The following is a 13,030-nucleotide window of genomic DNA, read 5'->3' as shown; positions in this document are numbered from 1 at the left end:
CTTTTGCTTGACCGTCGGCATAAGGGCGCTTTAGCATCCGGAATCATGGAGGAAATCGGGCGGTTACCGACGAATCAATTACTATCCGGTGTCGCCGGAACCGACTTTTCGGACATGTTTGCCCTACTTTTGACATCCCTGACGAGATTTACCGCCATCGCGTCTCACGCCGGGACGGTCACCCCATGATCCTGAGGATGCGTGGCATCGCCAAGAGTTTTCTCGGGGTTCGCGTACTGAGCGGGGTCGACCTGGACGTCGCCGCCGGAGAGGTGCACGCGGTCGTCGGGGAGAACGGCGCCGGCAAGTCCACGCTGATGAAGGTCCTCGCCGGGGTGCACGCACCGGACGAGGGCACTGTCGAGATCGACGGCGCCCAGGTCTCCTTCGCCCACCCGGTCGAGGCCCAGCGCGCCGGGGTCGCGATCATCTACCAGGAGTTCAACCTGCTGCCCGAGCGCAGCGTCGCCGAGAACGTCTTCCTGGGCCGCGAGCCCGTCCGGCGGGGGCTGGTCGACAGGGAGGCGATGGAGAGCGCCACCACCCGGCTGCTCCAGGAACTCGGCGAGACCTCCTTCACCTCCCGTGACCTGGTCCGCCACCTCTCCATCGCCCAGCAACAGGTCGTGGAGATCGTCAAGGCGCTCTCCCAGGACGCCCGGATCATCGTGATGGACGAGCCCACCGCGGCGCTGGCCGAACACGAGGTGGAACTGCTCTACCGGCTGGTGGCCCGCCTGCGGGAGCGGAAGATCGCCGTCCTCTACATCTCCCACCGGCTGAGAGAGGTCTTCGACCTGTCCACCCGGGTGACGGTGCTGAAGGACGGCGCGCTGGTCAGGACCGCCGACACCGCCGGGATGACCTCCGACGAGCTGGTCAGGTTGATGGTCGGCCGCGACCTCGGCACCTACTTCCCCGCCAGGGGCACGGAGCCGGGTGAGGTACGGCTCAGCGTGCGCGGCGGCGGCAACGCCGTGCTCGACGGGATCGACCTCGAACTGCGCGAACGCGAGATCCTCGGGGTGGCCGGCCTGCAGGGGTCGGGGCGCACCGAGCTGGCCAAGGCACTCTTCGGCGCCGAGCCGTTCACGCGCGGGACGATGAGCCCGCTGCGGCCGGTGTCGGTACGGCAGGCCGTGGCCGCCGGGATCGGCCTGGTGAACGAGGACCGCAAGGCCGAGGGGCTCGCGCTGCGCCAGTCCGTACGGGACAACGCCCTGCTGGTCTCCCGCTCGGTGCGCAGGATCGGCGACGGAAGCCGGATCGGCGGGACCGGCGGGACCGGCGTCCTCGAACTCCTGAAGGCGGTACGGCTCCATCCGCCCCGCCCCGACCAGGAGGTCCGCTACCTGTCCGGCGGCAACCAGCAGAAGGTCGTGCTGGCCAAGTGGATGACCGTGGCACCGAGGGTCCTGATCTTCGATGAGCCCACGCGCGGAGTCGACGTGGGAGCCAAGGCCGCCATCCACGACCTGATGCGCGGCCTGGCGGAGGACGGTATGGCGATCATGATGATCTCGTCCGAGCTTCCCGAGCTGATCGGCATGAGCGACCGCGTCATGGTGATGCGCGACGGCCGGGTCGCCGGGGCGCTCCCGGCGGGCTCCTCCGAGGAGGCCGTGATGCGCCTGGCCGCCGGCGAGGTGACGGCATGACCGGCCAGGTCCGGCCCGCGGCGGCGACCGGCACCGCCGGCTCCGCCGCCCCCGCCCCGCCGGAAGGAGGCGGACGGCGCCCCCTGGCGGGCCGCATCGGCTCGACCCAGGTCATCTACCTGGCCCTGGTCGGGGTCATGCTCGTCGGATGGGTGCTGGTGGCCTTCGACGGGGGGAACTTCCTCACGCTGGAGACCGTCGTCGGCATCCAGCAGCGCTCGGCCGCGCTGGGCATCGTCGCGGTGGGGCAGACTCTGGCGATCCTGGTCGGGTCGCTGGACCTGTCGGTCGCGTACCTGATCAGCCTCACCTCGCTCGTCGCGGCCGAGATCATGGCCGGGCAGGACGGCGGGATCGTCCCCGGCGTCGCGGCGGTGCTCGCGGTGAGCGCGCTGATCGGGCTGGTCAACGGCCTGGTCATCACCCGGCTGCACGTCCACGCCTTCATCGCGACCCTCGGCACGGCACTGATCGTCAAGGGGATCGTGGACCACCTCTACGACGGGCCCGCGGGCAGCGTGCCCGAGTCCTTCCAGCGGCTCGGCTACGACAGGATCGGGCCGGTCCCGGTCTCGGCGCTGCTCTGGGCCGCCGTCGCGGTCGCCGTCTGGTTCCTGCTGCGCCGCACGAGGCTCGGGTACCGGATCTACGCGGTCGGCGGGGACGAGGAGGTGGCCCGGCTGTCCGGGGTGCGGACCGGCAGGATCGTCGTCGCCGCGCACGTCCTGTGCTCGGTCTGCGCGGGCGTCGCCGGGCTGCTGCTGGCGAGCAGGCTCGGCGCGGGCGCGCCCACGGTCGGCACCGACGGCGGCTACGACCTGGAGTCGATCGCCGCGGTGGTCCTCGGCGGCACGGCCCTGGCCGGAGGCAGGGGCGGGGTCGTGGGGACGGTCGGCGGGGTGCTGCTGCTCGCCGTGCTCGACAGCGTCTTCAACCAGCTGGAGGTCAACGCGTTCTTCAAGGACGTGGTCCGCGGCGTGGTCATCGTCGCCGCCGTGGCCGTCTACGCCCGCCGTACCACCCGGAGGCGATCCCGATGAGAGCCCTCAGGTCCATGGGGCCGATCCTGGCCGTGCTCGCGGTGCTGCTGGTGCTGATCGCGCTGGTCAACCCGTTCTTCCTGGAGCCCGCAGGGTTCCTCGCCTTCCTCAAAAGGGCCGCGCCGCTGGTCATCCTGGCGGCCGGGCAGTACTTCGTGATCGTCTCCGGGGAGTTCGACCTGTCGGTCGGGTCGCTGGTCACAGTGCAGGTCGTGGTGGCCGCCCGGCTGATCGACGGCCAGGAGCAGGCGACCTGGCCGGTACTGGCCCTGCTGATCGTGATCGGGCTGCTGGTCGGGCTCGCCAACGGGGTTATCACCACCGGGCTGCGGGTGCCGTCGTTCATCACCACGCTCGGCATGATGCTCATCCTGTCCGGCGCGGTGTTCCTGTGGACCGGCGGCGCCCCGCGCGGCGCGCTGTCGGAGACGTTCAGGATGTTCGGCCGCAAGGACCTCGGCCCGGTGCCCTGGTCGGTGCTCATCCTCCTGGCCGCGGGCGCCGCGGCGATCCTCCTCATGCGCTCCGACTTCGGCAAGCGGCTCATCGCCACCGGCGACAACGAGCGCGCGGCCGGACTGTCCGGGGTCCGGGTCAACCGGACCCGGATCGCCGCCTTCGTCCTCTCCGGCCTGGCCGCGGCCGTCGCGGGCATCCTGCTCGGCGGCTTCGCGGGAGTCTCGGCCCAGGTCGGGCAGGGCCTGGAGTTCCAGGCCATCACGGCCGTCGTCCTCGGCGGCGTGGCGCTCGGCGGCGGACGCGGCTCCGTGGTCGCCGCGATGGCCGGCGCCTTCACCCTTGAGGCGCTGTTCACCCTGCTCAACCTGTACGGGATCTCGGGGGCCCTGGAATTCGCCGTCCAGGGCGTGATCATCATCGCCGCGGTCGCGGCGAGCGCCGTACGGCTTCCGTTCAGGCGCGCAGTACGCGTCTGAACGCACCCCAGAGAAAAGAAGGAGACCTTCATTGAACAGGCCTATATCGGTGCTCGTCGCGGGTGTCTCCGCGATGCTGCTCGCCGCGGGATGTGCCAGTGACAAGCCGGTGACTTCCAGTGCCGCCCCCGAGACGTCCGCGGCGGCCTCGTCCGCCGGGACGGCCGCGTCCCCCAACACCGGCGAGCAGTCGAAGTTCTTCGTCCAGGCCGACTACGACGCCCAGCTGGCCATGCGGACCCAGACCGCGGAGGGGCCCGCGGACAAGCCGTGGGAGCAGGCCATCGCCCCGGAGATGGTGGACACGGCCAAGTACAAGAAGGACGGGCCCTACAACCTGTGCTTCTCCAACGCCGCCGTGAACAACCCGTGGCGGCAGGTGGGCTGGAAGACCATGCAGGCCGAGGTGGCGCTGCACAAGGAGATCAAGAAGTTCACCGCCCTCGACGCGGAGGGCAAGGACGACAAGCAGATCTCCGACATCGCCGAGCTGGTCGGCAAGGGCTGTGACGCGCTGATCGTCTCGCCCAACACCACCGCCACCTTGACCCCGGCCGTCGAAGGCGCCTGTCCCAAGGTCCCGGTGATCGTGTTCGACCGCGGCGTGGACACCGACTGCCCGGTGACGTTCATCAACCCCATCGGCGGCTACGCCTTCGGCGCCGACGGCGCCGAGTTCCTGGTGGAGAAGGTGCCCGCCGGGGGCAAGGTCCTCGCGCTGCGGATCCTGCCGGGTGTCGACGTGCTGGAGACCCGCTGGTCGGCGGCGAAGGTCACCTTCGACAAGAGCCAGCTCGACGTGGTCGGGGTGGAGTTCACCGACGGCGACGCCGCCAAGACCAAGAGCATCGTGAGCGACTACATCCAGCGGCACGGCAAGATCGACGGGGTGTGGATGGACGCGGGCGCCACCGCTGTGGCGGCCGTCGAGGCGTTCGAGGACGCCGGGGTCCCGGTGCCGGCGATCGTCGGCGAGGACCAGCAGGACTTCCTGCAGAAGTGGAAGAGCGGCGGCCTCACGGCCATCGCGCCGACCTACCCCACCTACCAGTGGCGCACCCCGATCATCGCCGCACTGAAGATCCTCAAGGGCGAGGAGGTGCCCAAGACCTGGAAGCTGCCCCAGCCCAAGATCACTTCCGAGAACCTGGACAGCTACCTGCAGCCCAACATGCCGCCGCTGCACTACGCGCTCTGCGGCTGCGAGAAGCTGCCCGACTTCCCCGCCAACTGGGGCGGTAAGTAAGACAGATCCACCGGGTTCCGGGCACCACCGGGCGGCGGTGCCCGGAACCCGCCATGTGCGTGGGCTCACGACGAGCCCGCGCCGAACTCAGGGAAGGGGTTGCCGATGTTCCCCATCGGGGTCAACACGTGGGTGTGGGTCTCGCCGCTGACGGACGAGGATCTCGCCCGGCTGGCGCCGAAGGTGTCCGCCTGGGGGTTCGACACGATCGAGCTGCCGGTGGAGCAGGCCGACGACTGGGATCCCGCGCGGGCGGCCGAACTGCTGGGGAACCTCGGGCTGAAGGCCTCGGTGGTCCTCGTCATGCCGCCGGGCAGGGAGCTGGTCGGCACCGACGCGGGAACGGTCGCCGCCACCCAGCACTACCTGCGCGGGTGCGTGGACGCCGCGGTGGCGGTGGGCAGTCCGGTGATCGGGGGACCCGCCTACGCCTCGGTGGGGCGGACCTGGCGGATGTCGGACGAGGAGCGCAAGACCTGCTACGCCGAGCTGCGGGAGAACCTGACCCCGGTCGGCGAGTACGCGGCCGAGCGCGGGGTGACGGTCGCCGTCGAACCGCTCAACCGCTACGAGACCAGTCTGATCAACACCGTCGAGCAGGCCGTCGAGGCGGTCGGCGGGATCCCGGGCGTCGGCCTCGCGCTGGACGTCTACCACATGAACATCGAGGAGCGGGACCCGGCGGCGGCCGTGCGGCGGGCCGGTGACCTGGTCGCGCACGTGCAGGTCTGCGCCAATGACCGGGGCGCGCCCGGCGCCGACCACATGGACTGGCCCGCCCTCGCCGACGCCCTGCGCGCCGTGGACTACCGGGGCCCGCTCTGCATCGAGTCGTTCACCGCGCACAACCGGACGATCGCCACCGCCGCCTCGATCTGGCGTCCCCTCGCCGACACCCAGGACGCGCTCGCCACGGAGGGCCTGGCCTTCCTGCGCACCCTCTGACGGGCTCGGGCCCCGTCGTCGCCGGGGCCGTTCAGCGGCCGGCGTCCCCGCCGGGTGTGCCAGGAGCGCCGGGCACCCGCCGGGGGCGCCTGAAGAAGGCGGCCACCGCGTAGGGGTCGACCGGGTCGGCGAGCAGGGCGAGCATCTCCTCCCCGCGCTCAGGATCGACCTTGAACGGGTGGCCGAACACGTGCGGCCCCGTCCCGTCGCTCAGCACCCTGGTCAGCATCAGGTCCCCGGGCAGCGCCTGCCCGGACAGCAGCTCGTCGGTCAGCGTCACCCGCTCCCCGCCCTCGCCCCCGTCACCGGCGGCGGCCACGGTGATCTCCTCCCCGGACACGCCGAGGACCTCCCACAGCCGCAGCGGCGTCCGCCGCCAGGACTCCAGCAGCTCCACCTCGTCGTCGCGCAGCCACTCGGCCCGCGCGTCCAGGAACTCGCCGACGACGTCGTTCTCGAACAGCGCCAGGTCGGCCAGGGCGGGCTCGGCCACCCGGACGCTCAGCGCGATCAGATCCTCGATCAGCCGGTGACGGGCCGGGCGGTAGGCGTACGCGAGCAGCTGCCGGAACAGGTGCGCGGCCCGTTCGGGCAGCGGAGCGCCGGGGTCGGTGCGGCATGCGGCGTACTCGGCGGCGTCGCGCACGGCCGGTGCCATGCCGGGGGAGAGGGAGAGCACCTCGGAGATCAGCCCCGACGCCTCGAACGAGCGGCCCTCACCCTCGGCCGACCTCGCGATCAGCAGCAGCGCGGCCGGCTCGGTGCGGGGCAGGGCCTCGACCAGCGCCGGGCCGAGCGGCTCGCGTTCCACCTCGTCGGCGATCCTCTCGAGCACCACCTCCGACCGCGACAGGTAGGTGACGGCCTTGGAGAGGTCGGCGCCCTCGCCGTACGTCCGCAGCGCGCTGCGCACCAGGGCCAGCCTGATGATGTCCAGCGGCGCCAGGTCGGCGACCGACGCGGTGTCCCACGGCGCGCCCACGATGCCCACCCGGCCCTCGCGCAGCTCCAGCGAGGCGTTGCGCAGCAGCGGCGACAGCGGGGGCAGCGGATCGGCGAAGGTCTCGGGGGCCTTCATCAGCAGCTCCAGGACCACGACGTCGACCGGCACGCCGGGACTGGGCTCCAGCCCCTCGGCGAAGGCGCGCAGCGCGTCGAGCGCCTGCTCCCCGAACTCCTGGACGACCCGCACCGCCCGCTCGGCGGGGACGTCGTCCAGCTCGGTGACCGACAGCTCCAGGGTGCCGCCGCGCAGGCGCAGCGCGACCACCTGCTCGGGCTCCACCCCGTCGAGCCAGCCGTCGGGTCCGGTCAGGACGGGCTCGCCGGTGTCGAGCGAGGTGCGTATCCGGCCACCGCCCGCCAGCGGCACCCCCTCGCCGTCGGCCAGCCGGGCCCACAGCCGCAGGTCGTCGGAGGCGGGCAGCACCCCGCTCGCCAGCTCGGCCCGGGTGGCGAGATGCGTCAGCACCGCGCCCTCGCTCAGCATCAGAAGGTCGCTCATCGTCCCATTGTTCTCGACGTCCGGGCATGGCGATGCCGCCCTCCCCCACGAGGTCGCACGGGCTCGCGGGGGAGGGCGGCGGGAACGGCCGGTCCGCGGGGGCGGCGGACCGGCCAGGTCTCGGACCGCTCTCCCGGGGCCGCCGGGGACGGGCGGCCGTCCGGGGCTCGCCCTTCCGGCGTGTCCCGGGCCGCACGGAGCGTCCTCGGCCGGACCCGGTCGAGTCCGGCCAAGGAGTCCTGCGGCCTGGTCGGGCCGGGAGGGGAGAACCTTACGGCCTGGTCAGGCCGAGGGTGTAGGAGCCGGAGCCGCTGTAGGCGTGCACCCGTACGCGGTAGGTGCCCGCGGTGCCGCTGTAGGTGAAGGCCTCATCCGGGTTGGGGGTGGTCCCGCTGGCCACGGTCGTCCAGGTGGAGCCGCTCAGCTTCTGCAGGTAGGCGTCGTAGTCGGTGCCGTTGGGGCCGTCCAGGCAGACGCGGTGGACGCCCGCGCCGGCGCTGTAGCCGGAGGTGCCGGGCTGGTAGGCGTTGGCGTTGGACGTCAGCGAGCCGGTGTAGGAGTTCTGGTAGCCGCTGCAGCCGGTGGGCGGCGGGGTCCCGTTGGTCACCAGGGTGAGCCCGTACACCGAGAGGATCTCGTTGATCGGCTGGTGGTAGGTGGTGCCGCCGGAGGTGCAGTTGCCCGAGCCGCCGGAGGTGACGCCCTGGGCCTGGCTGCCGGAGATGTAGGAGCCGCCGGAGTCGCCGGGCTCGGCGCACACGGTGGTGCGGGTCAGGCCGGTGATGGTGCCCTCGGGGTAGGTGACGCTCGTGTTGTGCTGGCTGATGGTGCCGCAGCGGTACTGGGTGGTGGAGCCGGAGCGGCAGATGGAGCTGCCCACGACCTGCTGGGTGGAGCCGGTCACCGGAAGGATGCCCGCGCTGTAGCCGTTCACCACGCCGGTCGGGGTCCAGTTGGTGTTGACCGCGACCCACGCGTAGTCGTTGCCGGGGAAGGACGAGCCCTGGAAGGTGCCCTGGGCGACCCGGTTGTAGCCCTGGGTGGCGGTGCCCGGCGTGCCGCAGTGGCCGGCGGTGGCGAAACCGCCCTGGCTGCCGCGGGTGACCGAGAAGCCGACCGAGCAGCGGCCGCCCATGTAGAAGGCGTCGCCGCCGCGGACGTCGTAGAGGGGCCTGGGCCTCTCCTGCGAGGCCTCGACGCGGACCAGCGCCCTGTCCACGCCGCTGCCGTCCACGAACGCCTGCGCCTCGGCGACGTCACCGGCCAGCACGACGACGCTGTTGCTCGGCAGGTCGACGTACCAGGACGGGATCGACTTCGGCGCGGTGGCCACGAGCTGGTCGAGCCGCTCCTTGGCCGTGTCGAGCGTGGCCAGGGAGTTCTTGACGAGTTTGACCTCCGCGCCCGACTTCGCGAGCGAGGCGACCTTGGTGGAGTCGCTGGTGGCGATCACCAGGTCGGAGGTGGGACCGGTCACCCAGGATCCGGCGAAGGAGGCGCCGAGCCGCCCGCGGAGGGCGGGCTCGATCTTGGCGGCGGCCGCCTCGTTGATCAGCCTGGCCGCGGCCTGCTCGGCGGTGCCTCCGAGGTCGCGCCGGACGGCGTCGACCAGGCCCGGTGACGGCTTGGCGGTGGCCTGCACCAGTGTCCGGGCCTCGGCGAGGGTGTACGGGGCGGCGGGCTCGCCGGGTCCCTGGTGAGTGGCGGTGGCGGGGGTGGCCACCATCGCGACAGCGAGCGCGAAGCCCGCTGTCACGGCACTTCTGCGGAGCATGGGTTCTCTCCTCATGTGGGGGGGTGCCGCCAAAGTAACGGCGTACACATGAGGCGCGCCTCTACCAGATGTCTCCTATCGTCACGTTATGGAGAGGTGCCCAGCCCGGGGTTCCCGGCCAGCCACGCGGCGTATCGTCTGCTCCGCCCGATCGCGTCGGAATGCGCGGCCTTCGCGTGTTCGAGGATGGACGTCGCGATCGCGGCGCTGGACGCCTCCGGGTGCCAGCCGAGCAGCTGCCGCCAGCGCAGCGGAGCTCCCGCGAGCGGTACCAGCTTCAGCCCTTCGGCGGGCTGGAAGGTCGCCTGGCACAGCGCGGCGGCACGGCCGACCTTGGCCAGGTGCATGCAGGTGGCCACGTCGGTCTCGTAGATGGTCTTGGGAGTGAAGCCGGCGCGCGCGCAGGCCGTGGCGAAGCAGTCGCCGAAGCAGCTGTCGCCGGGGGTGACCGTCCACTGCTCGTCGGCCAGCTCCGCGAGCTCCACCTCCTCCCTGTCCACCAGCGGATGGTCCTCGTTGAGCAGTACGAAGACCGGGTCGGTGCCCACGGTCGACCACACCACCGGCCCCTCCACCGGCGGAGGGCTCTCCCCGCAGGCGCCGATGAACGCGAAGTCGATCCGGCCCAGCATCACCATGGCGGTGAGCTCTCTCGCGGACCAGGAGGTGTGGGTGCTCACCGGGGTGGACGGCCAGGCGGTGGCGAGGCGGTCCATCAGACCGCCGAGTATCGGTCCGTGGGTGGCGCCCAGCCGGTAGCTGGGGATGTCGGCGTTCGCGTTGGCGAATCGAAGTGCCTCCTCCTGGAGCTCGCGGGCCGCGGGCAGCAGCACCATCGCGCGTGACAGGACCAGCTGCCCCAGAGGCGTGGGCCTGGCGCCGTTGTGGTCGCGTTCGAAAAGAGCTCCCCCGAGAACCCGCTCTATCCGTTTGAGCTGCGCCGTCAGAGCGGGTTGGGCCAATCCGAGGTGGGTGGCGGCCTTGGTGACGCTACCGGCCTGTGCCACCGCGCGCACGATCTTGAGGTGTCGGAGCTCGAGATCCATACCGGGAACGTAAGGCCGGGACGTTATAGCTGCAATGCAAACATGTCATGAAATGTAACTCAATTTTGTCGAATCGTTCCAAAAGGGATTTTGGCTCTTTGATCGGGATGTTTATGGACATCCTTTAGCGCTTTCCCGGCCGTCTCGTCTAGAGAACTCCCACTGCACCTGGCCTCGGTCTGACGGTGGTGTCCGATATCCGAGATTCCTGGGATTCGGGCTTCGCCGATATTCCGGCCGCCGGAGCCGCCGGAGCCGCCGGAGCCGCCGGAGCCGCCGGAGCCGCCGGAGCCGCCGGTGTCCGGCACCCGTGTTCCCCGTGCGGGCGGGGACGCCGTCGCCTGATCATGTACCGGCGGAGGTCGCTCGCGCACTCCCCGCGCGGGTGAGGGACGCGTCGCCCGGTCGCGTACCGGCGGAGGCCGGTCGCGCGTTTCCCGCGCGGGTGAGGGACTCTGGCCGGGGGGCGGGGCCGAGGCTATGATCCGCTGATGGACGTAGCGGCGCTCACCCCCGCGCAGGCCCGTAAGCACTTCAGGGAGGGGCTGCGGGCACCCACCGCGGGGTGGTGCCGGGGCTGGACCCAGGCCAACCTGCTCGCCGTGCCCCGCGAGCTCGCCTACGACCTGCTCCTGTTCGCCCAGCGCAACCCCGTCGCCTGCCCCGTCCTGGACGTCGGCGACCCCGGCGCGGTGAGCACCGGCCTGTTCGGCGGCGACCTCCGCACCGACCTGCCCGCCTACCGCGTCTACGAGGACGGCAGGGCCGTGGCCGACGTCGACGACGCTCGCGACGTCTGGCGGGACGACCTGGTCGCCTTCCTGCTGGGCTGCAGCTTCACCTTCGAGGACGCCCTGCTGAGGGCCGGGGTGCCGGTGCGGCACATCGAGGCGGGGACGAACGTGCCCATGTACCTCACTTCGATCGCCTGCCGTCCCGCGGGATCGTTGAGCGGCCCGCTGGTCGTCTCGATGCGCCCGGTCCCCGCCTCCCTGGTCTCGGCCGCCGTACGGGTGACCGCGAGGTATCCGGCCGTGCACGGGGCGCCGATCCACGTCGGCGACCCGGGCGAGATCGGGATCGCCGATCTGGGCGTGCCCGACTTCGGCGACCCCGTCGAGGTGCGGGCGGGGGAGACGCCGGTCTTCTGGGCCTGCGGGGTGACGCCGCAGGCGGCCGTCATGGCGAGCGGGGTGTCCTTCGCTATCGGTCACCTGCCCGGCCACATGGCGATCACCGACGCCAGGGACGACCGCTTCCAGGTTCCGTGATCCCGCTCCCCGAAGCCCGTCTCCCGTCGTCGCGCGGCCGTCCGTGACGCCGTGCGCGGAGCCGGACGCCTCGGCTCGGCTCGGCTCGGCTCGGCGGGGCGTACCCGCGCGGCGACCGGCCGTGAGGTCACGCGCGGGAGACGTGCCGGGTCCGGGACGTGAGGTCCGGGGCACGAGGCTAGGGGCGGGCGGTCTCCCAGGAGGTGACGAGCCTGTCCAGCTGTGACGTGAGCGCGGGGGCGCCGGGCCGGTTGTCGATCTCGTCGTGGGGCACGACGGGTGGTTCGTCGACCCTGATGGCCCGCAGGTAGTCCTCGAAGCGGTCGAGCTTGCCCGCGTCCCTGGCGAGACCTCTGGCCTCCAGCCGGGAACGCAGCGTCGGACCGTCCGAGCGGATCCAGAGGAGACGTATGGGCGGCCCGCCCAGCCGTCCGGCCCAGCGTTCCCACGCCGCCGCGTCGTGCACCTGGGTGGTGAAGGGACCTTCCAGCATCACCGGGCAGCCGTGCGAACGGATCTGCCGGGCGACCTCGGTCAGCCCCTCGTACTCGTGACGCTTGACGTGCTCGTCGTACCAGGGGCCCTCGCGTTCCCCGTCGTCGCGGCCGTGGGCGCGAAGGGTGGCGGCGACGAAGCCGCCGTAGACGGTGTCCTTGTCGAGCAGCGCGGGAACCGGGTCGAGCAGCGCCAGCAGCGCCGCCGCGACGGTCGACTTCCCACCTCCCGGCGGCCCGCTCACCACCCACAGTGGTGCCACCCCGCTCACGCCGATCTCAGTCCTTCCAGACCCTGGCCACGCTCTCCTCGACGGCGGGCGCCTGGGCGAGACCGGCCTCGAAGGCGGGGCGCCACAGGCCCGGGTCGAGGACGTTGGCGCCGAACACGGTGACCGACGCCTCGTCGGGGACGACGTGGGCGATCGCGGCGTCACCCAGTTCGGCGAGCTCGGCCTTGAGCCGCGCCCTCGGCGAGGCGTGCGCCAGCGGTTCCAGGAGGACCACGGCGGAACTGCCCGCCGCCAGATCGGCGTTCGTGGCCGAGCGGACCCCGCCGTCCATGTAGCGGCGCCCGCCGATCTCCACCGGCGGGAACACGCACGGGACCGCGCAGCTGGACGCGACCGCCGACACCAGCGGCGCCCCCGAGCCGCGCTCCCAGACCACGAACTCGCCGGTCCCCGCGTCGACGGCGGTGATCAGCAGTCGGCGCTCCGGCCACTCCTTGACGGGCAGCCGGTTACCGATCGTCTCGATCCTGGCGCCGGTGTCCTTCACCGCGAGGGCCATCTCGCCGACCCGGCGCCGGGCCTCCTGGGGGTCCAGGGACGGGTCGTAGAGCAGGCTGAAGGCGGTCATGACCGCCTCCATGTCGACGGCGGAGACGGTCGCGACCTCCGTGTCCGCCTGGACGCCGACCGAGCTCTCCAGGTCGGCCTCGGTGGCGACGAGCGTCCCGACCACCGATCCGGCGGAGGTGCCGACGACCAGGTCCGCCCCTCCCAGCTCTATGCCCGCCCGGCGCAGACCGGTGATGATCCCGGCCTCCCAGGCGATGCCCGCCACGCCTCCGCCACCCAGCACCAGTGCTCTCGTCATGCGCCATTCTTACCTG

Annotated in this window: 11 protein-coding genes; 6 read left to right on the top strand and 5 right to left on the bottom strand. The window is 71.8% G+C overall.

Translation table 11 applies throughout. The features are described from left to right. The first annotated feature begins 185 nt into the window (after window positions 1–185). From ACVCAG_RS18330 to ACVCAG_RS18310, 5 genes are all read left to right on the top strand, one after another. Complete coding sequence (locus ACVCAG_RS18330) at window positions 186–1,658, top strand: sugar ABC transporter ATP-binding protein (protein ID WP_447190059.1); 1,473 nt, start codon at window positions 186–188, stop codon at window positions 1,656–1,658. Further along, window positions 1,655–2,698, top strand: a complete 1,044-nt coding sequence (locus ACVCAG_RS18325; RefSeq protein ID WP_440084355.1) for an ABC transporter permease subunit — start codon at window positions 1,655–1,657, stop codon at window positions 2,696–2,698. Before ACVCAG_RS18330 ends, ACVCAG_RS18325 begins: the two co-directional genes overlap by 4 nt. Next, a complete protein-coding gene (locus tag ACVCAG_RS18320) occupies window positions 2,695–3,633 on the top strand; it encodes an ABC transporter permease subunit (RefSeq protein WP_440084356.1) in 939 nt (312 codons plus the stop codon). Before ACVCAG_RS18325 ends, ACVCAG_RS18320 begins: the two co-directional genes overlap by 4 nt. 31 nt (window positions 3,634–3,664) lie before the next feature. Beyond that, a complete protein-coding gene (locus ACVCAG_RS18315) occupies window positions 3,665–4,879 on the top strand; it encodes a substrate-binding domain-containing protein (protein ID WP_440084357.1) in 1,215 nt (404 codons plus the stop codon). 105 nt (window positions 4,880–4,984) lie between these two features. Continuing rightward, window positions 4,985–5,824, top strand: coding sequence for a TIM barrel protein (locus tag ACVCAG_RS18310; protein WP_440084358.1), 840 nt, complete (start codon window positions 4,985–4,987; stop codon window positions 5,822–5,824). A gap of 31 nt (window positions 5,825–5,855) precedes the next feature. Here the strand turns inward: ACVCAG_RS18310 and ACVCAG_RS18305 are convergent, their stop codons facing one another. The 3 genes from ACVCAG_RS18305 to ACVCAG_RS18295 form a co-directional block, all read right to left on the bottom strand. Beyond that, window positions 5,856–7,328, bottom strand: coding sequence for a hypothetical protein (locus tag ACVCAG_RS18305; protein WP_440084359.1), 1,473 nt, complete (start codon window positions 7,326–7,328; stop codon window positions 5,856–5,858). Between the two features lie 271 nt (window positions 7,329–7,599). Next, window positions 7,600–9,102 carry an alpha-lytic protease prodomain-containing protein gene (locus ACVCAG_RS18300; RefSeq protein WP_440084360.1) on the bottom strand — a complete coding sequence of 501 codons (1,503 nt, stop codon included), beginning with the start codon at window positions 9,100–9,102 and terminating at the stop codon, window positions 7,600–7,602. A gap of 86 nt (window positions 9,103–9,188) precedes the next feature. Next, entirely contained in the window at window positions 9,189–10,148 is a 960-nt protein-coding gene (locus ACVCAG_RS18295) for a LysR substrate-binding domain-containing protein (protein ID WP_440084361.1), read from the bottom strand. Window positions 10,149–10,639: 491 nt separating this feature from the next. On the opposite strand from ACVCAG_RS18295, the gene ACVCAG_RS18290 reads away from it, so the two are divergent. Beyond that, entirely contained in the window at window positions 10,640–11,419 is a 780-nt protein-coding gene (locus ACVCAG_RS18290; RefSeq protein WP_440084362.1) for a putative hydro-lyase, read from the top strand. A 178-nt stretch (window positions 11,420–11,597) separates the two neighbouring features. Here the strand turns inward: ACVCAG_RS18290 and ACVCAG_RS18285 are convergent, their stop codons facing one another. Together ACVCAG_RS18285 and ACVCAG_RS18280 are read right to left on the bottom strand one after the other, a co-directional pair. Continuing rightward, window positions 11,598–12,185 (bottom strand): AAA family ATPase, encoded by a 588-nt coding sequence (locus ACVCAG_RS18285; RefSeq protein ID WP_440084363.1) that lies wholly within the window; start codon window positions 12,183–12,185, stop codon window positions 11,598–11,600. A 7-nt stretch (window positions 12,186–12,192) separates the two neighbouring features. Continuing rightward, entirely contained in the window at window positions 12,193–13,014 is an 822-nt protein-coding gene (locus ACVCAG_RS18280; RefSeq protein WP_440084364.1) for a patatin-like phospholipase family protein, read from the bottom strand. Window positions 13,015–13,030 lie beyond the last annotated feature (16 nt).

Source organism: Streptosporangium sp. G12 (assembly GCF_052983175.1).
The sequence above is the reverse complement of the archived record's forward strand: the minus strand, read 5'-3'. Positions and strand labels throughout refer to the sequence as shown.

Excerpts from the sequence above, each read along its gene's own strand:
- ACVCAG_RS18310 (WP_440084358.1), top strand. The coding sequence starts at position 4,985 with ATGTTCCCCATCGGGGTCAACACGTGGGTGTGGGTCTCGCCGCTGACG.
- ACVCAG_RS18325 (WP_440084355.1), top strand. The coding sequence starts at position 1,655 with ATGACCGGCCAGGTCCGGCCCGCGGCGGCGACCGGCACCGCCGGCTCC.
- ACVCAG_RS18330 (WP_447190059.1), top strand. The coding sequence starts at position 186 with ATGATCCTGAGGATGCGTGGCATCGCCAAGAGTTTTCTCGGGGTTCGC.
- ACVCAG_RS18280 (WP_440084364.1), bottom strand. The coding sequence starts at position 13,014 with ATGACGAGAGCACTGGTGCTGGGTGGCGGAGGCGTGGCGGGCATCGCC.
- ACVCAG_RS18290 (WP_440084362.1), top strand. The coding sequence starts at position 10,640 with ATGGACGTAGCGGCGCTCACCCCCGCGCAGGCCCGTAAGCACTTCAGG.
- ACVCAG_RS18305 (WP_440084359.1), bottom strand. The coding sequence starts at position 7,328 with ATGAGCGACCTTCTGATGCTGAGCGAGGGCGCGGTGCTGACGCATCTC.
- ACVCAG_RS18295 (WP_440084361.1), bottom strand. The coding sequence starts at position 10,148 with ATGGATCTCGAGCTCCGACACCTCAAGATCGTGCGCGCGGTGGCACAG.
- ACVCAG_RS18320 (WP_440084356.1), top strand. The coding sequence starts at position 2,695 with ATGAGAGCCCTCAGGTCCATGGGGCCGATCCTGGCCGTGCTCGCGGTG.
- ACVCAG_RS18300 (WP_440084360.1), bottom strand. The coding sequence starts at position 9,102 with ATGCTCCGCAGAAGTGCCGTGACAGCGGGCTTCGCGCTCGCTGTCGCG.